Genomic DNA, 21598 nt, shown 5'->3' with positions numbered 1-21598 from the left:
TTAAAGCAATACTCAAAAAGGATTAATTATGAAAAAGCTAGCAAATCACATCATACTCTCAGGCGTAACTGTATCAATGTTATTTTCTCCACTAATGGCTTTACCTAGTGGAGGTAAATTTACTCATGGGACTAGTGGGACTATAAATATTAATGGTAACAACATGGATATTATGGGCAAAGGTCCAAGCTCAGTCATACAATGGGGTGGTGGTTTTAGTATAGGTAAAGGTGAAAGTGTGAACTTTGGAGGAAATAGTAAAAACTACCTAAACATTGCTCATGGTACTAGTAAATCTATGATAGAAGGTTTATTAAATGCAAATGGTAAAAATGTCTTTTTAATTAATCCTAATGGGGTAATCATAGAAAAGAGTGGATCTATCATCAATGCTAAAAATTTTATGGCTTCAACCGCTACTTTAGATGAAAAAGATTTTAATATTTTTAAAACTCTTAGCTTTGAAAACCCACAAGCATTTTCACCTAAAATCAAGCCAAATAATGGCAATGTAGTAAATTTAGGAAAGATTAATGCAACTAATAGCATTACCTTGCAAGGTAATAAAATAGTACTTGAAGCAGGTTTTGACGAAGGAAAATTAAATAAAATAGAAACTAATGAGCTAAATTTAAAAGGCAATGAAGTTTATGCAGATGTAGGAACAACGCAAGTAAAAAAAGTAAATGTTGAAGCAAATAAGGGGACATTGTATTTAAGTGCTACGGGATATTACTATAATCCTACAAAAAAATACGATGAATTTAATAATGTAAATAACAAACTCAAAAAAACATATAATCAATACATTAGCATAGGTTCTGTGCAAGATTGGTGGCACTTTGCTAAGGGTTGGAATGAAGAAGTTGATTTTAGAAATAATGTAGTAGGAAATACCTTTAAACTTACTAATGATATAGATTTTGGTGGAAATCAAGGTAAAGGCGATGAAGGCAAAGATTGGCAAAACTACGCAAACTATTGTATAGAAGGACTTGGTTGTACTAATATGATAGTTGGTTTTAAAGATGGTAGTGCTTTTAATAAAACCTTTGATGGGCAAGGATATACGCTTAAGAATATTAATATAGATACAGTATCAGATGAAGTTAAAAATAAACCTCAATTTGTAGGTATATTTGGAAAAGCACAAAATGCAACTTTTAAAAATGTCAATGTAGATTATATGAACGGAAGTATTAATGCAAAATCTGATAACGATAATGGGGTTTATCTTTTTATAGGTGGTTTTGTTGGTTCAGCTAAGAATTCAAAATTTGAAAATCTTAAACTAAGTGGTATTAATACAATTAAAGCAAATGTAAAAAGAGGATATGAATCTATAGTTGGTGGGTTTGCTGGAGAAGTTAGATATGGTATTATAGATCAAGTTCAAGTTGATCAAATAAATGAAATAATTGGACATGAAAAAGTTGGTGGGTTTGCCGGAGGTGTAAGTGATGCTAATATTAAACATATAACCTTTTCGAATGTTAATAACATTATTGGCAAAAAATATGTTGGTGGTTTTGTAGGACATCTCACAGGAGGAGATTTTGATAATATAAAAATTTACAAAATTGTTTCAATTAAAGGTGGAGATCATGTTGGTGGTTTTTTAGGTTATGCTATTCATGATAATGCAACCTTTGATAATATAAAAATAGATACAATAAATAGTATAGAATCAACAGGATATTACTCTGCTTATTTAGGTGGATTTGCAGGCTATTTGGCTTCAAATGCTTCGTTTGATTTTAATGATATAGCATTAAATAACATCGGTAGTTTAAAGGCTATTGCAACCGGTAATAATACTTCTAAGATATATTTAGGTGGATTTATAGGAAAAGGGGAGATATTTGATATGTCTAATGTATATATCAATTTTCAAGATAATTCAAAATTTGAAGCTATTAATCACAGTCCTTATGGTGGAAAATATAATTATGTTGGAAAGTTATTTGGTAATATTGATGAGTTTTTTGCACCAAAGTACTCAATAAACAACGTCCATGTTTATCACAAAAATGGAATTTTAACTAATGCTACTTCGGATAGTAAGTATTATAGTGAAATTAATTTTCATACTTATGAAAGTAAAAATGATAGTGAGTATAAAGATTTTGAAAACAAATTTAACTCTATAAAAGATCCATCATTGCCAAGTATTACTAAGCCTGCGGAAAAAGAATACCTAAGTGCCCAAGAAGCAAAAAATGATCAAGCAACACTAACACAAGATGATCTTTATAAAGATATAGTAAATGATATCTTTAACTCTTTAAATGGACATTCTTACGCGATAGATTTAAATACTTTGCAAGCATTTTTAGAGGCTTACGATAAGTTAAGCGATACTAAATCTAAGGTAGATTTTTTAGCAAATTTCTTACTTGATAAAAGTAAATATACAGAGAAAGAAAGAGAAAATTTAGCACATTCTTTAGTTCAAAGTATGGATTTTATGCTAGCTTATAGTGAAAATGAAGCTGAAGATTCTAATTTTGATAATGGAGTTAAAACAACTTTTGATGGATTAAAAGGAGAAGCAGAAGAAATTTTAAAGCAAGGTGAAGCACTAAAAGCTTATGTTAAATCTTTAATAGATCCTGTAAGCAGTATCAAAAATAATAATGAAGCTATAACAAATAATAACACATCAATAAAAGACTTACAAGATGAGTATAATAGTCTTGCAAATTCTATCAACAAAGGACTTTTAGATGAAGATGAGTTGTTAATAGCTCAAAAAAGACTTAGAGAAATTGTGGCTAATATTGAAGATTTATTGGAAAAAAATAAAGTATTAAAAACTGATAACGATGAATTACTGACACAAATAAAAAATCATCACGAAGGTAATTTTAGAACCTATGGTGTTTCTTCAAGTACTCCAGAAACACCTACTTTAAGTGCTGTTATTCTAAATCCAGGTACAAATAATGGAAATGATAATAACGGAGATACAAGTAATGGATCTGATGCTAGTCAAGTAGTATCATCTATTCAAAAACAAAATTCAGACAAATTAGGTAATGCTGCAGTTGTAGATGAAGAGGAAAAGAATGAAGTTGAGGAAGCCTCTCTTGTACAAAAAGGTAAAATTTGCATAGTAAGCGATAATTCAAAAGCTATGAACCCTTGTATTGTAAGCTCTTTTTAACAACAACACTAGGATTTATCCTAGTGTAATAACGAGTATATTAATGAATACTCGTATTAAATAATATTTTGATTCATCAATAATAGATATAAAAATAAAACCCATGATTTTAAAATACATCACTAAAAGGAAAAAATAAGTATGAAAAAACTTTTACTTAGCACTATAGCACTTAGCTCTTTAGTCTATGCTAATAATGGAAGTATTACCATAGCTAAAAATGATATAGAAAAGGTTATAGAATTATCCCCTGATAGAAACCTCCCTCAAAACAAAGCCATTAAAGAAAATCTAAAAACCAAAGATGATTATAAAAAAAGTCAAGAAGCTAAAAAAGACTTTGAAGAAAAAAAGAAAGAATTAAAAGAAAAACTCAATCAAGAAAATGAAACTAATGATGAAACTAACAATCAAACCACTAATGCAAACAATGATAAAGCTAATACTAGTGTAAATGATAATAGTTCTAATTCAACTAATAACACTTCAAACAATCAAACCACTAATAGTTCTAATACTAACTCTATTAACTCAAGTAATCAAACTAATACTACTACCACTAAACAAGTAATAACCAAATACAAATTTGTTATCACTAATGAAAACACTAGCTTTGAAAAGCTAGGTATTAAAGAAGAAGATTTACAAATACTCATTAGCGAGTTTAGTACTAGAAAATTTAGCTTACAAGATTTACAAGATATATCTAATATTATTGCTTATTATTTCCAAGTTAATGGCTATCCTGCTGCAACAGCTTATGTGCCTCAACAAGAATTTGAAGATAGTGTACAAATAAACATAGCCTTAGGAACATTAGGTAAGTATATAGTAAAGAATAAAACTAATATAAAAGATTATTTTATGGAAAGTAAGCTTAATGAAAGAATCAAAGGTAAAATCATCTCTACTAAATTAATAGAAGATAGTGTATATAAAGTCAATGAAATGTATGGCATTCAAACCCTAGCAGGCTTACAAGCAGGAGAGAATGTAGGAGAAACTGATATAGTTATAGAAGTAGTTCCTGATACTAAGGCTAATGTATTATTATATAGTGATAATTATGGTATTAAAAGTGCAGGGGATATTAGAGCTGGTATTAGTATGGGATTTAATTCTATATTTAATATGGGAGATTATTATAATTTTTACTTACAATCAAGCAATGAAAAACAAATCAACTATGGAGCTAGTTATACTTTCTTTTTAGGAAATTTAAAAATCACTCCAAGCATATCTCAAGGCTCTTATTCTTTAGGTGGAAAATACAAAGATGCGGGTTTTTATGGTACTTCTAGAAATTTTGGTATAGACTTTTCTTATCCTATGTGGATTACTACCGGTTCGTCATTTTATTTAACTTCAAGTTTGTATCATAAAATACTTAGTGACACAAGAGCTGGATTTTTAACCTTTGATAAACATTCTAATGTAGGTAGCATGGGTTTTAATGGCTTGATAAGAAATTTTGAAAACAATGCTTTAAGTTATAGTGCAAATATTATCATAGGCAAGGTATATGATGATAGTGATTTTAAATTCGGTAGTAAAACTTTTGGCTGGTTTAGAAAACTCAATGCTAGTTTGAATAATTATTATAGTATTAATGAATACATTACTCATACTTTAAATATAAACTATCAAAAAGTATTAGGGAATTTTGAATTAGATTCTTCTGAGAGTTCATCTTTAGGTGGAGCTTATGGAGTAAGAGCTTATGATAATGGAGAAGGTGATGGAGATAATACCATAGTAGCTAACTTTGGTATAAGAATAAATATACCAAATACTAATTTTTATTTTACTCCCTTTTATGATGTAGGTTATGCTTGGTATGAAAAAGATGGGGGTAGATTAGCAGATGAGCATTTTTTAGATGCAGTAGGCTTACAAATACTTTATAATAAAGCTAATGAGTATTATATAAAACTTGATGCAGCTAGAGCATTACATCAATACAAATACGATGATGAGCATAGAATGAAATTATATTTAAGTGGTGGGGTGTATTTTTGAGATTGCAAGCTAAAACAGCTTGCAATTTGAATTAAACATTGAATCTAAAATGCATTACATCGCCATCTTGTACGATATAATCTTTCCCTTCAAGGCGTAGTTTTCCTGCTTCTTTAGCACCACTTTCGCCTTTACAAGCGATATAATCTTCATAAGAAATCACTTCAGCTTTGATAAAACCTTTTTCAAAGTCATTGTGGATCACGCTTGCTGCTTTTGGTGCTTTCCAGCCTCTTTGTATAGTCCATGATCTAACTTCTACTTGTCCTGCGGTAAAATAGCTAATTAAATTAAGCTTTGAAAAAGCTGTGCGTATAACCACTTCAAGCCCACTACGCTCAACGCCTAAAGATTTTAAAAACTCAAAATGCTCTTCATCGCTTAAAGCTATCATTTCCTCTTCTATTTTAGAGCAAAGCTTGATAACCTCATGGCCTGATTTTGCTGCGAATTCTTTAAGATCTTTTACAAATTCATTATCTTCTAAAAGTGAATTCTCATCTACATTTGCCCCATATATTACTTCCTTAGCTGAAAGCAATCTTAGTTCTTTTATAAGAGCATGATAGACTTCATTTTTATTTGGGAAAGAACTTGCACTATTGTTTTGATTTAAATGTTCTAAAAGTTCATTAGCTAAAGCCAAACTTTCTTTTGCACCTTTTTCGTTAGCCTTTGCACCTTTGGTGAGTTTTTCTATTTTTTTACTAAGTTGCTCTATATCTGCTAATATAAGTTCTGTTTCTATGATTTGCACATCACGCACAGGATCAACACTACCTGCAACATGGGTGATATTTTCATCATCAAAACAACGCACAATATGCAAAATCATCTCTGTTTCACGTATGTTAGATAAAAATTTATTACCCAAACCCTCGCCTTTGCTAGCGCCAGCTACTAAGCCTGCTATATCAACAAATTCTATATTTGAGCGTATGATTTTTTGTGGATTGACAATCTTTGCTAGCTCTTTTAAGCGATGATCAGGCACAGGTACCACTGCTTTGTTTGGTTCTATGGTGCAAAATGGATAATTTGCGCTTTCGGCATTTTGCGCTCTTGTTAGTGCATTAAAAGTGGTAGATTTTCCAACATTTGGAAGTCCTACTATACCAACTGATAAACTCATTTTTGTTTCCTTGAAAGATAAAGTAAATATGAAAGGCACATTCTAACACCCGCTCCACTTGCACCAAAGCTATGATAACCCCAAGCTTTTTCTAAGTAAGCTGGCCCTGCGATGTCTAAATGTAACCATTTGTCTTTGTATTCTTCTCTAATGAAAGAATTTAAAAATAACCCTGCAGTAATAGCCCCGCCATAACGACTTGAAGAGGTATTGCTAACATCTGCTATATTTGATTTTATAAGCTCTTTTAAGTGTGGGTTAAAATGTAAAATAGTAGCTAAATCTCCACTTTTTTTACTTACTTTGAAAAAATCATTTTGCAAATCTTCATTATTTCCCATGATGGCACTTGTGTATTCTCCAAGTCCTACTACGCAAGCTCCGGTTAGAGTAGCAAGATCTATTAATAAATCAGGTTTTAGATCTTGAGCAAGTGAAAGACAATCTGCTAAAACTAATCTTCCTTCTGCGTCGGTATTTCTAACCTCAATACTCACACCTTCTCTTGAGATAAGTACATCATCAGGCTTATAAGCATTTCCGCCTATCATGTTTTCAGTTGCACCGATGATAGAATGCACTTCTATATCAAGGTTTAATTCACTTGCACCTTTGATGATAGCCATTGCAGCCGCACCACCACTTTTGTCTGATTTCATCGTAAGCATATAATCAGCAGGTTTTAAACTAAGCCCACCACTATCGTAAGTTAGCCCTTTACCTACAAACACTACTTTCATTTTTGGATTTTGTGGTTTATATGAAAGATGAATAAGTTTTGGAGGATGGATTGAAGCACGATTTACCGCTAAAAATGCTTGCATTTTTTCTTGCTCTAAGAAATCGCTTTCATAAATTTTACATGAAATCTTGCAATCATTTTGACTTAAACTAAGCGCGTCTTCGGCCATTTTTACAGGAGTGTAAATTTGTGGAATTTCATTTACGATATTTTTTGCAAAATCACAAGCATTTGAAAAAACTTGTCCATAGTTTATACCTATACAAGCTTCTTCTAGGTTGTATGTTTTGTCGTTAATCTCATCTTTTGAAATGAAAATATTTTCTAATTTACTCGGTGTTTTTTCTTTTTTGTATTTATCAAACTCATAAGCACCAAAAGTAAATCCTTGAATCATAGCATTAAAACTATTTACTACGCATTTTCCTACAACACTTTTTGTTTTAACACTTTGAATTTCAAGTTTTTTTAAAGCCTTATAGGCATTTGCAAAAGCAAGTCTTATATCTTCATATTCTAAACTTTTAAGTTCGCTATAAAGAATTTTATTTTGCATATCTATGCAAATTCCTTCGCCTTTGTAGTTTGAAAGTTTAAAAAGTTCTTGGCTTTGAGTGTATTTTTCTATCTTTTTATCTTGTATTAAAATGATTTCAAAATCAGCATTTATAGAATTTATAGCTTCTTCTTTAAAATTAAAAGTCATTTATGAGTCCTTTTTCTAAGTATTGATTTTTCAATTTGTTTCATACCTAAAAATAAAGCAAGTAAGAAACAAGCAATAATAGGCACTGCAAAATACCAGTGATCTCCAGCCCATTCTACTGCAAGCCAAATTTCTTTCCCAAAAAACCAAGCAAGTAAAATGGTTATTGCAGCCCAAGCCCAAGCACTAATGAGATTAATAAATGCAAATTTTTTCGCACTATAACGTGTTAGTCCTATGCTCATAGGTATAATGGTTCTAAAGCCATACATATATCTTTGTATGAATATAATAGGCCAGCCAAAACGCTGCAAGAGCAAATGTGCTATGGCAAATTTACGCCTTTGGGTGCGGAGTTTTTTCTGAATGTATTTTTTATTATATCTTCCTATATAAAAATATATTTGATCACCTACAAAACCACCCAAACCTGCTACAAAGATGATAAGTCCTAAATTTACATGGCCTTCATGTGCAAAAATACCTGCTAAAATAAGCGCAAGTTCTCCCTCAAGTATGCACCATAAAAACACGATGATATAAGCCCAGTTTTTATAATCATACAAAAGTTGTTTTAAAAATTCTTCCATTTTATACCTCTAAAACACTATAAATAGAAGTTAATTTAGCTAATTCTTTAGCCCCATCAAGATCTTTTAATTCTAGTAAAAAGCAAGCTTCAACGCATTTTGCATTGAGTTTTTCTATGAGTTTAACAGCAGCGATAGCCGTGCCACCTGTAGCGATGAGATCATCTATAAGTAAAACATTTGCCTTTTGATTATTAAATGCATCAATGTGAATTTCTATGGTATCACTGCCATATTCTAAGCTATAAGATTCTTGCAAGCATTTTGAAGGTAATTTGCCTGGTTTTCTAATAGGCACAAAAGGTAGTTTTAATCTAGCACTTAGCGCAGCTCCAAAAATAAAACCTCTACTTTCTATACCAACGATATAATCAAGTTTTGCGTTTTGATACTTTTCTACCAAGTGATCCATTAAAAATGCAAATGCTTCTTTGTTGTTTAACAAAGTAGTAATATCTCTAAAAATAATCCCTTCTTTTGGAAAATCCTTAATAGCTCTAATGCTATCTAATAAGTATTTTTTATCTTGTTCTTTCATCATAATAATGCCTCGATTTTTGCTTCTAATTCTTTGATTCTTTGTCTTAATTTTTCATTTTCGATACGATATTGTGAATTTCTTGTTCTAAGAGAAGTTAAGTCCGCTTTGCTTTTGTTTAACTCTTCGGTTAGAATATCTATATTTCCTAAACTTCTTTGAAGTTGTACTTGTAGCTTTCTAATAACTATTTCAGTATCATCAAGGTTGTTTTTTATAAATTCTTTTGCTACTTTTTCTTTATGAAGTAAGGTTTTATAATAAAGCAACATAATAGTCATATAAATACTAACACAAATTAATACAGTTAATACAAGCCAACTTAAAATCATAATTTTGCCTCTATTTTACTAATTCGCGCACAATGTCTTCCACCGCTAAAAGTAGTATTGATGAAATTTGAGATGATTTCAAAAGCCATATCTACTCCGGTTAATCTAGCTCCTAAGGCTAAAACATTTGCATCATTATGCTCTCTTGAGAGTTTAGCGCTTAAAGGTTCGTTGCACAAAGCACAGCGTATATTTTTATGGCGATTTGCTGCTATACTCATACCAATGCCTGATCCGCATACTAAAATTCCAAAACTATTTTCATCAATTTTAGAGCTTAATAAATGCGCATAATCAGGATAATCACAGCGATCCTCGCTAAAAGGACCTAAGTCTTCAAAGCTTATATTTTTTTCTTGTAAAAAATTGACAATCTCTTGCTTTAAAACAAAGCCAGCATGATCACTTGCTATGTAAATTTTTTCTCTTAACATTTAACAATCACTTTATCGTTGAAATTTTAAAGTATTAATTTTATCATATTTAATTAAAATTTTTCTTTCTTGTATATAATTATTTTTTGATATTTTCAAATATTTATTTGATATAATAACAATAATTATTTAAGGTAAAAAATGAAGCTTATTTTGATTGGTTCTTCAACGGGTGGTCCAAGCCAACTAAAGTTTTTACTAAACGATGTAGAACTTAAAGACTGCGCGGTGGTGATTGCTCAGCACATGAACCCAGCTTTTATTCCTTCTTTTGTAAATCAGTTTAACAAAGAAGCAAAAAGTGATGTGATCATACCAAGCGATAAAGAAGTTTTAAAAAATAAAATTTATATTTGTCAAAGAAATATGGTTTTAAGCGGAAATAATGCTTTGGTGTTAAATACTACAGAGCAAACAAGTAGTTTTAATCCAGGAATTGATGTTTTGTTTCATTCGGCTGTAAATCTTTGCAAATATCATAAAATTTTAGCTTTGATTATGACAGGAATGGGTGATGATGGTGCTAAATCTTTGTTTGAGCTTTATAAGGTTGGGGTAAGGTGCTTGTGTGAAAATGAGGCAGATTCTATAGTATATGGAATGCCAAAAAAAGCTAGAGATACTAACCCAAATTTAAAGCCTATGAGTTTAATAGAGCTCAAAAAAGAAATAATTAATTTTATCAAGTCATAGGATGGAAAGATGATAAAAATTACAGAAAATGAAATGAATGATTTTATAAAAATAGTAGAACAAATAAGCGGAAATAACCTTAATACTAAAAAAGATATTTTATCTATAAAACTTCCTAAATTTTTACAAGAACTAGGTTTAAGTAATCTTAGTGAATTAAATGAAAAAGTGCAGTTTCAAAGAAATTTAAAACAAGAAACTATGGATTTTATCACAGTTTGTGAGACTTATTTTTTTAGAGAATTAGAGCAATTAAAAGATGTAATTTTTTATATAAAATCTCTTGATCGTCCTGTAAATGTGCTTTGTGCTCCATGCTCAAGTGGTGAGGAAGTGTATTCTTTGGCTATTTTAGCAAGTGAGAATTTCATTAAAGGTATGAATATAGTTGGTATAGATATTAATAAAAAAATGATAGATAAATGCAATGAAATGATATATTCAGAGCGCTCAGTAGCTAGATTAAACACTATGCAAAAAACGCGTTATTTTGATGTAAAAGATAGGATGTATCAGCTTAAAAAAGAAACCTTAGCTTGTAGATGTCGTTTTGAGCTTTGTAATGTTTTTGATGATTCTTTATTTAAGCTTGGAAAATTTGATGTGATTTTTTCAAGAAATATGATGATATATTTTGATCAAGATTTCAAAATAAGACTTATGGAGCGTTTTTATAAGATATTAAATAGAGAGGGTAGGATATATCCAGGAAAATCAGATCTTGTGCCTGAAACAGCGTATTTTGATAAGAACTTTTCAGCGGGTGGGGTTTATTATTCTAAGGTGGATTAATTATATTTTTTATTAAACCACCACCAATAAATCGCCGCAAAGATAAAACATACTCCTAAGCCAAAAGTAAAATGGCTTAATTTTACTCCATAAAATTCAAATAAATATCCTGTTGAAAAAGCAATAATCGCACTAAAGGTTAAATACACCATATCATTATAGGCAATCACTCTACCATAGTATCTTTTATCACAATCATTTTGCAAAAGTGTGTAAGTATAGCTCCATAAAGATGAAGTACAAAAACCTGCCATTATTAAGCCTATAAAGGCAAGATAAAAGTTAAATTGCAAACAAGCCCAAAGCATTATGCCTATACCTTGCGCTAAATATAAATATACTAAAGTGTTTTTATTAATATAAGGACTAAGAACATAAGGTCCTATGAGTAAAGATATAGCCCTTATGGCATTAGAAAGCCCTATGGCTAGAGGTATGGAAATAACTTTTGCGTATTCATATTCGGCTAAAAGAGTGATTAAAACATCATAAGCGGTTATCCCTACAACTCCATGAAGCAAAATCAAATGAATGATTTTTTTATTGCTAAATACATAAGCTAAGCCTTCTTTGATTAGTATAAAAAGATTGTTTTGTGTGGTGTTTTTTTCATCAGGTAAGATTAAAGTTTTAAGTATAAGCATAGCACAAAATAGCATTAAAGTATCAGCTATGAAAGCTGGTTTTACTCCAAAAAGATCTATAAAAAGTCCTGCTGCACCCATACCCAAAGCATATGATACAGCCCATATAATACTATGAAGCTCATTACCTAGTTTTAATTCTTGCGGGGTTAAAATTTTAGGTAAAACCGACATTTCTGTTTGGAAATACATACTTGCAACCGCCATACGTACAAAGGTTAAAAAGTATAAAAACCAAAGCATAGCTAAAGAATTTACAAAAATTAGCATAAAAATAGAAATCATCTCAATGCTAATCATTGTTAGCAATAAATTCTTAGGTTTAAATCTATCCACTATAACTCCATTTATAGGTGCAAGTATAATAGAAGGTAGAAAAACAAAAATAGCTGAAAAACCTATGATATTCGCAGGTGCTTGTAGTTCTTTGGTTAAAAGGGTGAAAACACCTACTTGAGAAAACCATGCACCAAAATAACTTATAAATTGTACTGTTGCTAAAAGGCGAAAAGTTTTATTGTTTTTAAATAAAGACCTATAAGTCATGAGTATCCTATGAATATATGAAATTAAAGGGCTTGATTATAGCGTTTTTAAGATTATTTTACATTTAAATGCTATAATAATTCTTTTTATAAAAAAGGTTAATAATGAATAGATTAAGCAAAAAAGAAGCATTAAATTTGCTCCATAATGCACCTTTGTATGAATTAGGCGCAATGGCATATGAGAAAAAATTAGAGCTTCACCCTGAAAAAATAACCACTTTTGTGGTAGATAGAAATATAAATTATACAAATATTTGCTGTATTGATTGTGATTTTTGTGCTTTTTGTAGAAAAGAAAAAGATGATGATTCTTATATTTTAAAATATGAAGAAATAGGGCAAAAAATAGAAGAATTACAAGCCATAGGTGGAACGCAAATTTTATTTCAAGGCGGAGTACACCCAAAACTTAAAATAGAATGGTATGAAGACTTACTTTCTTATATAAAAACTAATTATCCAACCATCACTGTGCATGGTTTTTCAGCAGTAGAGATAGCTTATATAGCAAGAGTTTCTAAAATTTCTATCGAAGAGGTTTTAAAAAGATTACAAGCTAAAGGACTTTTTTCTATACCTGGAGCGGGTGCTGAAGTATTAAGCGATAGGGTAAGAGATATCATCGCACCACACAAATGTGACACAGCCACCTGGCTTAGAGTGCATGAGAGTGCACATAATATAGGTATGAAAAGTACTGCTACTATGATGTTTGGTACGGTTGAGAATGATGAGGAAATTATCGAACATTTTGATCATTTAAGAAATTTACAAGATAAAACAAATGGCTTTAGAGCTTTTATTTTGTGGTCATTTCAAAGTGAAAATACCCCTTTAATCAAAAAACACTCTGAAATCATCAAACAAAGCTCTAATAGATATTTAAGATTGCTAGCTTTAGCAAGGTTGTATTTGGATAATTTTAAAAATTTACAAAGTTCATGGGTAACACAAGGCTCTTTAATAGGTCAACTTGCTTTAAAGTTTGGTGCAAATGATTTAGGTTCAACTATGATGGAAGAAAATGTCGTAGCTGCAGCGGGTGCAAAATACAGAATGAATCAAGAACAAATGATAGAACTTATAAAAGATATAGGAGAATTACCTGCTAAACGCGACACAGCTTATAATATTTTAGAAAGGTTTTAATGCTAAATTTAGACTTTAATAATACTAAAATAGACATAATATATGAGTATGAAAACGAGCTTCCTGTAGTATTTTTCAAACTCATTTTTAAAAATAGTGGAAAAATAGCAGAAAAACACAATAGAGGTTGTACTAGTATGCTTGCTAGGCTTTTAAATGAAGGAAGTAATGATGAGTTTTTTAAAAGCTTAGAATACCGTGCTATAGAGCTTTACGCTAAGGCTAGTTTTGAGCATTTTCAAATTAGTATTAAATGCTTGAAAGAACATTTTGATTTTGCTTTAGAAAAATTACAAGAATTGTTTTTAAATGTGCGTTTTGATGAAAAAATCTTACAAAGATTAAAAACTTTAGCCTTAGGTGAGCTTGCAAGTTTAAATACTGATTATGATTATCAAGCAAAAAGACTTTTAAATAAAAATGTTTTCAAAGATGAAATTTTTGCTAGTGGTCTTGATGGGACTAAAGAAAGCATAGAAAAGATTAGCTTAAAAGAATTGCAAGATTTTATGAGTGAAAATTTAGTGCTTGATAATGCTTTATTTGTTTTTGGTGGAGATATTAAAGAAAATGAAGTAAAGATTAAAGTAGAAAAAATTTGCCAAATTCTAAAAAGAAACACTCCAAATCAAAACAAAAGTTACAAACTTATTGATGAGAGTATAGAAGTAAGTGAGCAAAAAAGCACCGAACAAGCTTATATATACTTTTGTTCTCCATTTAATATACAAATTAATGATGAAAAAATGTATTTAGCTAAACTTGCTTTATTTATCTTGGGTCAAGGTGGTTTTGGTTCGCGTTTGATGGAGGAAGTGCGTGTAAAAAGAGGCTTGGCGTATTCAGCATATGCTATGCTTGATGTAAATTTAAATTATAGTAGGGTTTTTGGGTATTTGCAAACTAAAAATGAAAGTTCTAATGAGGCTAAAACTTTAGTTAAAGAAGTTTTTGAAAATTTTGTCCAAAATGGAGTGAATGAAAAAGAATTTCAACTAGCTAAACAATTTTTAGTAGGTTCTATGCCTTTAAGGTATGAAAGCTTGGCTAAAAGACTAGATATAATGTTAAATGAGTATTTGCATGGTTTAAAACTTGGAAATTTAAAAGAAGAAATGCAAAAGATTAAAAACACTACCTTAGATGAACTAAATGACTTTATCAAAACACATAGTGAAATTACAAAAGTGAGTTTTGCAAGTATAGAAAATGAAAGTTGAAGAAAAGGACTTAAAACTACTTCATGCTTTAGGGGTTAAAAATTGTATCGATTTGGCTTTGATTTTACCTAAAAAATTTGATGATTTTAGAATTTCAAAGTTTCCAAAAAATACATTTTGCACTCAAAATGTAAAAATTATCAGCATGCAAAATCATCACTCTCAGCTTTTTATGCTTTGTGAATGTTTAGAATGGGGTATAAAGGCAAATATAGTAATTTTTCATCCTAATAAATGGCATTTTAAAATTTTTAAACATAATGCTTTGGTTTGTATCTATGCAAAGATGAATTTTTTTAATGGAATTTGGCAGTTTATAAATCCAAAAATAGTAAAAAACATAGGTCAAATAGTCCCTAAATACCAAATTAGCTCTATTAAAGATGAAAGTATCAAAAAACTTATTTTAAAATATGTCAATGAAGCTAACTTAAAAGCACTAAATTTAGAACAAAAATACATTAATTTACTTTTAAATTTACACAATTATGATGATTTAACTCTTTATGAAAATTTTAACGCCATAGTTAAAGACTTAAAATATATAGAAATTTTTAATCATCTAAGGCGTTTAAAGGGTAAAAAAATATCACAAAATGCTTATGAAATAGAACTTTTTGATATAAGCTCTTGGCTTAAGGGTTTAGAATTTAACCCTACAAATGATCAGCTTTTAGCGATAGAAGATATTAAAAAAGATTTACAAAATAAAGTTGCTAAAAGGCGTGCGGTAATGGGTGATGTGGGTTGTGGCAAGACTTTGGTTATACTTGCTGCAAGTTTGCTAGTGTATCCTAAAAAGGCCATTTTAATGGCTCCAACTAGTATATTAGCAGAGCAAATTTATCATGAAGCAAAAAGACTTTTGCCTGATTTTGTTAATGTATTGCTTTTAAAAGGTGGTAAAAAAGATAAAGATTTAGCAAAATTAAAAGAACAAGCCCATTTTATCATAGGCACACATGCACTCATTCATCAAGAAGAATTTGAAGCAGTTTTAGTGATGATAGATGAGCAACACCGTTTTGGTTCTAATCAAAGACAAAAAATAAGTGAGCTTAGCAAAAACTCTCAATATGCTCCGCATATCGTGCAATTTTCTGCTACACCTATACCAAGAACTCTTTCTATGATACAAAGTGAGCTTGTAAATTTTAGTTTTATTAAACAAATGCCTTTTAAAAAAGACATTAAAACTTTTTGTATACAAGATAAAGATTTTAAATATTTGCTTAAAAAAATTGATGGTGAGCTAGCTAAAAATCATCAAATAATTATCATTTATCCTTTGGTAAATGAAAGTGAAAATATAGATTATTTATCACTAGAACAAGCACAAGGATACTGGATAAACAAATACAAAAATGTTTATGTAACCCATGGAAAAGATAAAAATAAAGATCAAATTTTACAAGAATTTAGAGAAAAAGGCACGATTTTGCTTTCTACAACCGTGGTTGAAGTGGGGATTTCTTTACCAAGACTAAGTGTGATTGTTATTGTTGGGGCTGAAAGACTTGGGCTTGCTACCTTACATCAGCTTCGAGGCAGGGTAGGTAGAGTAGGGCTTGAGAGCTTTTGTTATTTATATACTAAGCAAAAAGAAATTCCAAGCCGTTTGCTTGAATTTGCTAAAACTTTAGATGGATTTAAAATAGCTGAGCTTGATTTAAAAAACAGACTAAGCGGGGATTTGCTAGATGGTAGAGTGCAACATGGTAATCATTTTAAATTCTTTGATTTTGCAGATGATGAAGAATTAGTTTTAAAAGCAAAAGAAAGTATTAAAAATATGGAAAAAGAAAATGGATAAACATTTTGAAATTTTAATTTCTAAAGGCAAGAAAAAACATTTTAACAAAGGGAATATTTTATTTTTTCAAGGTGAAAAAGCAAATAAAATTTACATTTTACTAAGTGGAAAAGTGCGTATATATAAGGTGAATGCAAAAGGTTTTGAGCTGACACTGCATACTTTAACTCCGGTAAATTTTATAGCTGAAATGCCTGTGTTTGAGGGTATTAATTACCCAGCTAATGCTATTTGTGAGCAAGATTGTGAAATTTGTGTTTTTGATTTTGATGAATTTAAAAAATTATGCTTAGAAAATGGAGAATTTAGCTTTTTGCTTTTGACTTCTTTAATCGGTAAAATTCGAATTTTAGAAAATTTCATCAGACAAAAATCTTTGGATTTAAAGTCAAGACTAGTCAGCTTTTTACTAGAAAATGAAGAAAAATTACAAAATTTAAAGCAAAAAGAAATCGCTGTGATTTTAAATTTACCCCCAGAATCTTTGTCGCGTTTTTTAAAAGAATTAAAACAAAATGAGCTTATTTGCACAAATAAAGGTAAAATAGCAATTTTAAATAAAGAAAAAATGCAAAATTTAATTAAGTCTTTTTAAGTCTTATTTGTTACAATATTGTATTTGAAGTATGGAAGGTTTTATGGATTTTGATTTTTTAATCAAGTTTAGCCCTATGTTTATACAAGCTTCTTGGCTTACTTTAAAACTTGCTATTTATGGAGTATTTTTTTCATTTTTAGTAGGTTTATTTTGTGTGGGAGTAAGTTATTTTAAATTTTCTTTTTTAAATACAATCTGTAAAATTTATATAGAATTTTCAAGAAACACACCTTTATTAATCCAACTTTTCTTTTTATATTATGCCTTGCCTGAGTTTGGGATACACCTTAGTTCTTTTGCCTGTGCTGTGATAGGACTTAGCTTTTTAGGTGGTTCTTATATGGCTGAGAGCTTAAGAGCGGGTATGGAAGCGGTGAAAAAACAACAATATGAATCAGGACTTTCTTTGGGTTTGAGTAAATGGCAAAATTTCCGTTATATTATCATGCCTCAAGCTTTGGGTATAGCTATGCCAAGCATTAGTGCAAATATCATTTTTTTACTCAAAGAAACTTCAGTAGTAAGTATTATTGCTTTAGCAGATTTAGTATATGTGGCTAAAGATCTTATAGGACTTTATTATAAAAGTAATGAAGCTTTATTTGCTTTGGTGCTTTGTTATTTGATTTTGATTTTACCTTTATCTTTAGTGTTAAACCGTATAGAAAAAAGGTTAAATTATGTTTGAAATTTTAAATCAAGATACCTTTTTTAGACTAGCACAAGGCTTAAAGGTTACTTTAGAGCTTTCATTGATTAGTGTTTTGATTTCACTCATAGGAGGAGTATTTTTTGGAATTTTAATGCATTCTAAAAATAAAATCCTTTATGCTTTTTGTCGTTTTATGCTTGAATTTGTACGTATTATGCCTTTGATTGTTTGGCTTTTCATAGTGCATTTTGGCTTAGCTAAATGGTTTGGATGGCATTTGAGTGCTTTGGGTTCAAGTATTATTGTTTTTAGTATTTGGGGTGTGTTTGAGATGATGGATTTGGTTAGATCATCTTTAGCAAGCATACCAAAACACCAGTATGAATCAGGGCTTTCTTTAGGTTTTAATAAATTTGAAGTTTATCTTTTTATTATTATACCTTTATCTTTAAGAAGATTATTGCCGATGAGTATTAATCTTTTTACAAGAATTATTAAAAGTACTTCAGTGATTTATTTAATCGGCGGTATAGAGCTTATTAAAGTAGGCCAACAAGTGATTGAGCTTAATTTATTTCAAAATTCTTATGCGGCTTTTGTGATTTATGGTTTGATTTTATTGATTTATTTTATACTTTGCTATCCTTTGTCGGTATATTCAAAGTTTTTAGAGAAAAAATGGAGCTAATATGAGCATTTTAAAAATACAAAATTTACAAAAATATTATGATGATCATCATGTTTTAAAAGATATAAATTTAGAAGTAAATCAAAAAGAAGTAGTGGTTATACTAGGTCCAAGTGGCTGTGGGAAATCTACACTTTTAAGATGTATTAATGGTTTAGAAGAAATGGCTGATGGGGCTATTTTTGTAGATGATGAGAAAATTGATAAAAATTATAAAAAATGGACTCAAATTCGCCAAAAAATAGGTATGGTGTTTCAATCTTATGAACTTTTTGATCATTTAAATGTGGAGCAAAATATACTTTTAGGACCTTTAAAGGTTCAAAAAAGAAAAAAAGAAGAGGTTTTAGAAGAAGCAAAATACTGGCTTGATAGAGTAGGGCTTTTGCATAAATTAAAAGCTTATCCTAAAGAGTTAAGTGGTGGGCAAAAACAACGTATAGCCATAGTTAGAAGCCTTTGCATGAATCCTGAAATTATGCTTTTTGATGAAGTTACAGCAGCGCTTGATCCTGAAATCGTGCGTGAAGTTTTAGATGTGATTTTAAATTTAGCAAAAGATGGTATGACTATGCTTATAGTTACGCATGAAATGGGTTTTGCAAGAGCAGTTGCTGATAAAATAGTTTTTATGGATGATGGAAAAATAGTAGAAATTTCAAAGCCTGATGAATTTTTTCAAAATCCAAAAACTGATCGTGCGAAAAAATTTCTCAATTTGTTTGATTTTCATCGTTAATTTTATTTTAGAAAAGATTTGTTTAAAAAATTAATATAAGGTTTAAAAATTTAAATTTCAATCATTAAGGAAAAAATATGAAAAAGATTTTTCTTTTATCATTTTTAATGGCACTTTTTTTTAGCGCCTGCTCAAATTCAAGTTCTAATGAAAACTCTATAGAGAAAATCAAACAACAAGGTGTTATCCGCATAGGTGTGTTTGGTGATAAACCTCCATTTGGCTACCTAGACGCACAAGGGAAAAATCAAGGCTATGATGTGTATTTTGCTAAACGTATAGCAAAAGAACTTTTGGGTGATGAGTCTAAAGTGCAATTTGTTTTAGTCGAAGCAGCAAATAGGGTTGAGTTTTTAGAGTCAAATAAAGTAGATTTAATCTTAGCAAATTTTACTAAAACTCCAGAAAGAGAAGCTGTGGTGGATTTTGCTTTGCCTTATATGAAAGTTGCTCTTGGAGTAGTGGCTCCTAAAGGATCAGATATCAAAATTATAGATGATTTAAAAAATAAAACTTTGATTTTAAATAAAGGTACAACAGCTGATGCGTATTTTACAAAAAATATGCCAGAAATTAAAACGATTAAATTTGATCAAAACACAGAAACCTTTGCAGCTTTAATCGGTAAAAGAGGCGATGCGCTAAGTCATGATAATGCTTTACTTTTTGCATGGGCTAAAGAAAATCCAAATTTTGAAGTGGTGATTAAAGAACTTGGAAATCATGATGTTATAGCTCCTGCTGTAAAAAAAGGCGATGAAGCTATGCTGAAATTTATCAATGATTTGATTATAAAATTACAAAATGAGCAATTTTTTCATAAAGCTTATGATGAAACCTTAAAACCATTTTTTAGCGATGATATAAAAGCTGATGATGTAGTAATCGAAGGTGGCAAAATTTAATAATGCAAAAAGCCTTTAAAAATACCATCTATGCTTCTTTAGGTGGTATTTTAGAATTTTATGATTTTGTTTTATTTATCTTCTTTGCAAGTGTTTTTGCAAAAATTTTCTTTCCTCAAAATGATGATTTTTGGCCATTAATCTATACCTATGTAGCCTTTGGGGCAGGGTATTTAGCCAGACCTTTTGGTGCTGTTGTTTTAGCGCATTTTGCAGATATTAAAGGGCGTAAGAATGTTTTTTATGTCAGTATGCTTTTAATGGTCGTGCCAAGTTTTGTTTTGGCCTTTTTACCTACTTATGAAAGTATAGGACTTTTAGCTACTTTTATGCTTTTTATCATACGGATAGCTCAAGGACTAGCCATAGGAGCTGAAGTGAGTGGTGCTTGGATTTTTGTGAGCGAATTTGTAAGTAAAAAAAGACTTGGTTTGGCACTTGGTTTTATTTCAGCGACTTTAACTTTAGGTTTATTACTTGGAAATTTAGCGACTTTAAGTATATATGCGTATTTTGATAAAGAAGAAGTAGAAAGCTTTGCTTGGAGAATTCCTTTTTTTATAGGGGGATTTTTTGGCATATTAGCTTTATTTTTGCGTACAAAGCTTAATGAAACGCCAGCTTTTAAAAGCATAAAAGAAAAAGAAAAAATTTTAAATTTTCCACTTTTACAAGCTTTAAAAACACATAAAAAAAGTATGTTAATATGCGCTTTACTTACTGTGATTTTAACAAGTGGGGTAGCTACTTTAATGATACTACCGCAATATTTTGAAAGCCTATTAGGAGTTAGTAAAACTACTGCTTTGTTATATCAAAATTTAGCCATAGTTATGATCATACTAGGAAGTTTAGTACAAGGGTATTTGGCTGATTTTTTAGAACATTTTAGAATTTGTTTGATTTTCACTTTGCTTTTTGGAGTTTTTGGTATAAGTTTTAGCTTTTATAATGAGTGGTTTTTATCATTTTATTTGCTTGCTTGTTTTGCGCAAGGCATTATAGCTTTTGCACCTATTTTTATGACTCAAATTTTTACTACAGAGTTAAGATCAAGTGGTCTTTCTTTTGCTTATAATGTTTCTTATGCGATTTTAGGTTTTTTAACACCCTTTGTTGTTAATTTTATGTATGAGAAATATTTTTATATTTATATTATTTTTATAGTGATTGCTAGTTTATTAAGTATACTTTTAGTAAAAAGTTCTTTTAGAAATTTATAACACTATTCTTTATTCAAAGTCCTATTTTTCAATATATTCAACCTCATGTAATATATTCTTATTATACTAATATTTTATTATTGTTTATAATTAAGCTTAAATTTATAAATATATTAATAACATTACTTAATTGTTAATAATATATTAGTAATTAACATTACAAATATTAAAAAATATCACTTCAAAGGATTTCTCAATGACAACATTTTCTTATAAGCGTATGGGGGGGGGTAATAACACTTTACTAAAACTATCCTTTGCTACTATTATTTCCC

General features: G+C 29.9%; 20 protein-coding genes. 13 read left to right on the top strand and 7 right to left on the bottom strand.

Going from position 1 to position 21598, the window contains the following annotated elements; translation table 11 throughout:
- Positions 1-28: 28 nt before the first annotated feature.
- Both L8V82_RS07430 and L8V82_RS07425 read left to right on the top strand, forming a co-directional pair.
- Entirely contained in the window at positions 29-3166 is a 3138-nt protein-coding gene (locus L8V82_RS07430) for a filamentous hemagglutinin N-terminal domain-containing protein (RefSeq protein ID WP_263724512.1), read from the top strand.
- Between the two features lie 141 nt (positions 3167-3307).
- Entirely contained in the window at positions 3308-5185 is a 1878-nt protein-coding gene (locus tag L8V82_RS07425; RefSeq protein ID WP_263724511.1) for a ShlB/FhaC/HecB family hemolysin secretion/activation protein, read from the top strand.
- A 31-nt stretch (positions 5186-5216) separates the two neighbouring features.
- Here the strand turns inward: L8V82_RS07425 and ychF are convergent, their stop codons facing one another.
- Genes ychF through rpiB form a run of 6 tightly spaced genes read right to left on the bottom strand, consistent with a single transcriptional unit; the run spans position 5217 to position 9659 of the window.
- Positions 5217-6317: a redox-regulated ATPase YchF gene (gene ychF / locus L8V82_RS07420; RefSeq protein WP_214124714.1), complete on the bottom strand. Its 1101-nt coding sequence runs from the start codon at positions 6315-6317 to the stop codon at positions 5217-5219.
- Positions 6314-7765: a leucyl aminopeptidase gene (locus L8V82_RS07415; protein ID WP_263724510.1), complete on the bottom strand. Its 1452-nt coding sequence runs from the start codon at positions 7763-7765 to the stop codon at positions 6314-6316. The genes ychF and L8V82_RS07415 overlap by 4 nt, the downstream gene beginning before the upstream one ends.
- Entirely contained in the window at positions 7762-8355 is a 594-nt protein-coding gene (locus tag L8V82_RS07410; RefSeq protein ID WP_263676822.1) for a DedA family protein, read from the bottom strand. Before L8V82_RS07410 ends, L8V82_RS07415 begins: the two co-directional genes overlap by 4 nt.
- A 1-nt stretch (position 8356) precedes the next feature.
- Positions 8357-8893, bottom strand: a complete 537-nt coding sequence (gene apt, locus L8V82_RS07405; protein ID WP_263675729.1) for an adenine phosphoribosyltransferase — start codon at positions 8891-8893, stop codon at positions 8357-8359.
- The gene (locus tag L8V82_RS07400; RefSeq protein WP_039618138.1) at positions 8893-9225 is read right to left on the bottom strand and encodes a hypothetical protein; all 333 of its coding nucleotides are present in this window, start codon (positions 9223-9225) and stop codon (positions 8893-8895) included. Before L8V82_RS07400 ends, apt begins: the two co-directional genes overlap by 1 nt.
- Entirely contained in the window at positions 9222-9659 is a 438-nt protein-coding gene (gene rpiB / locus L8V82_RS07395; protein ID WP_263676821.1) for a ribose 5-phosphate isomerase B, read from the bottom strand. Before rpiB ends, L8V82_RS07400 begins: the two co-directional genes overlap by 4 nt.
- 141 nt (positions 9660-9800) lie before the next feature.
- On the opposite strand from rpiB, the gene L8V82_RS07390 reads away from it, so the two are divergent.
- Together L8V82_RS07390 and L8V82_RS07385 are read left to right on the top strand one after the other, a co-directional pair.
- Positions 9801-10352 carry a CheB methylesterase domain-containing protein gene (locus L8V82_RS07390; protein ID WP_263724509.1) on the top strand — a complete coding sequence of 184 codons (552 nt, stop codon included), beginning with the start codon at positions 9801-9803 and terminating at the stop codon, positions 10350-10352.
- A gap of 9 nt (positions 10353-10361) precedes the next feature.
- Positions 10362-11144, top strand: a complete 783-nt coding sequence (locus tag L8V82_RS07385) for a CheR family methyltransferase (protein WP_263724508.1) — start codon at positions 10362-10364, stop codon at positions 11142-11144.
- Here L8V82_RS07385 and L8V82_RS07380 read toward each other — a convergent pair.
- Positions 11141-12334, bottom strand: coding sequence for an MFS transporter (locus L8V82_RS07380; RefSeq protein ID WP_263724507.1), 1194 nt, complete (start codon positions 12332-12334; stop codon positions 11141-11143). The two genes, L8V82_RS07385 and L8V82_RS07380, sit on opposite strands and share 4 nt — an antisense overlap.
- A gap of 104 nt (positions 12335-12438) precedes the next feature.
- Between L8V82_RS07380 and L8V82_RS07375 the strand changes: the two genes are divergently transcribed.
- The 9 genes from L8V82_RS07375 to L8V82_RS07335 all read left to right on the top strand — a co-directional run bounded on the left by L8V82_RS07375 (position 12439) and on the right by L8V82_RS07335 (position 21323).
- Positions 12439-13485, top strand: coding sequence for a dehypoxanthine futalosine cyclase (locus L8V82_RS07375; protein WP_263724506.1), 1047 nt, complete (start codon positions 12439-12441; stop codon positions 13483-13485).
- The gene (locus tag L8V82_RS07370) at positions 13485-14705 is read left to right on the top strand and encodes a M16 family metallopeptidase (protein ID WP_263724505.1); all 1221 of its coding nucleotides are present in this window, start codon (positions 13485-13487) and stop codon (positions 14703-14705) included. Before L8V82_RS07375 ends, L8V82_RS07370 begins: the two co-directional genes overlap by 1 nt.
- The gene (gene recG, locus L8V82_RS07365) at positions 14695-16518 is read left to right on the top strand and encodes an ATP-dependent DNA helicase RecG (protein WP_263724504.1); all 1824 of its coding nucleotides are present in this window, start codon (positions 14695-14697) and stop codon (positions 16516-16518) included. Before L8V82_RS07370 ends, recG begins: the two co-directional genes overlap by 11 nt.
- Positions 16511-17113: a nitrosative stress-response regulator, Crp/Fnr family gene (locus tag L8V82_RS07360; protein ID WP_012661401.1), complete on the top strand. Its 603-nt coding sequence runs from the start codon at positions 16511-16513 to the stop codon at positions 17111-17113. The genes recG and L8V82_RS07360 overlap by 8 nt, the downstream gene beginning before the upstream one ends.
- Before the next feature lie 43 nt (positions 17114-17156).
- Complete coding sequence (locus L8V82_RS07355) at positions 17157-17804, top strand: amino acid ABC transporter permease (protein WP_039618152.1); 648 nt, start codon at positions 17157-17159, stop codon at positions 17802-17804.
- Positions 17797-18456, top strand: a complete 660-nt coding sequence (locus tag L8V82_RS07350) for an amino acid ABC transporter permease (protein WP_039618154.1) — start codon at positions 17797-17799, stop codon at positions 18454-18456. The genes L8V82_RS07355 and L8V82_RS07350 overlap by 8 nt, the downstream gene beginning before the upstream one ends.
- Before the next feature lies 1 nt (position 18457).
- Positions 18458-19195: an amino acid ABC transporter ATP-binding protein gene (locus L8V82_RS07345; RefSeq protein ID WP_263724503.1), complete on the top strand. Its 738-nt coding sequence runs from the start codon at positions 18458-18460 to the stop codon at positions 19193-19195.
- A gap of 107 nt (positions 19196-19302) precedes the next feature.
- Complete coding sequence (locus L8V82_RS07340) at positions 19303-20100, top strand: cysteine ABC transporter substrate-binding protein (RefSeq protein WP_412175316.1); 798 nt, start codon at positions 19303-19305, stop codon at positions 20098-20100.
- A 2-nt stretch (positions 20101-20102) separates the two neighbouring features.
- Positions 20103-21323 (top strand): MFS transporter, encoded by a 1221-nt coding sequence (locus L8V82_RS07335; protein ID WP_263724501.1) that lies wholly within the window; start codon positions 20103-20105, stop codon positions 21321-21323.
- Positions 21324-21598: the final 275 nt, after the last annotated feature.

The sequence above is a fragment of the Campylobacter sp. IFREMER_LSEM_CL2151 genome, assembly GCF_025771725.1.
GTDB lineage: Bacteria > Campylobacterota > Campylobacteria > Campylobacterales > Campylobacteraceae > Campylobacter_D > Campylobacter_D lari_C.
Note: the sequence above shows the minus strand (reverse complement) of the source record. Positions and strands in the feature narration are given on the sequence as shown.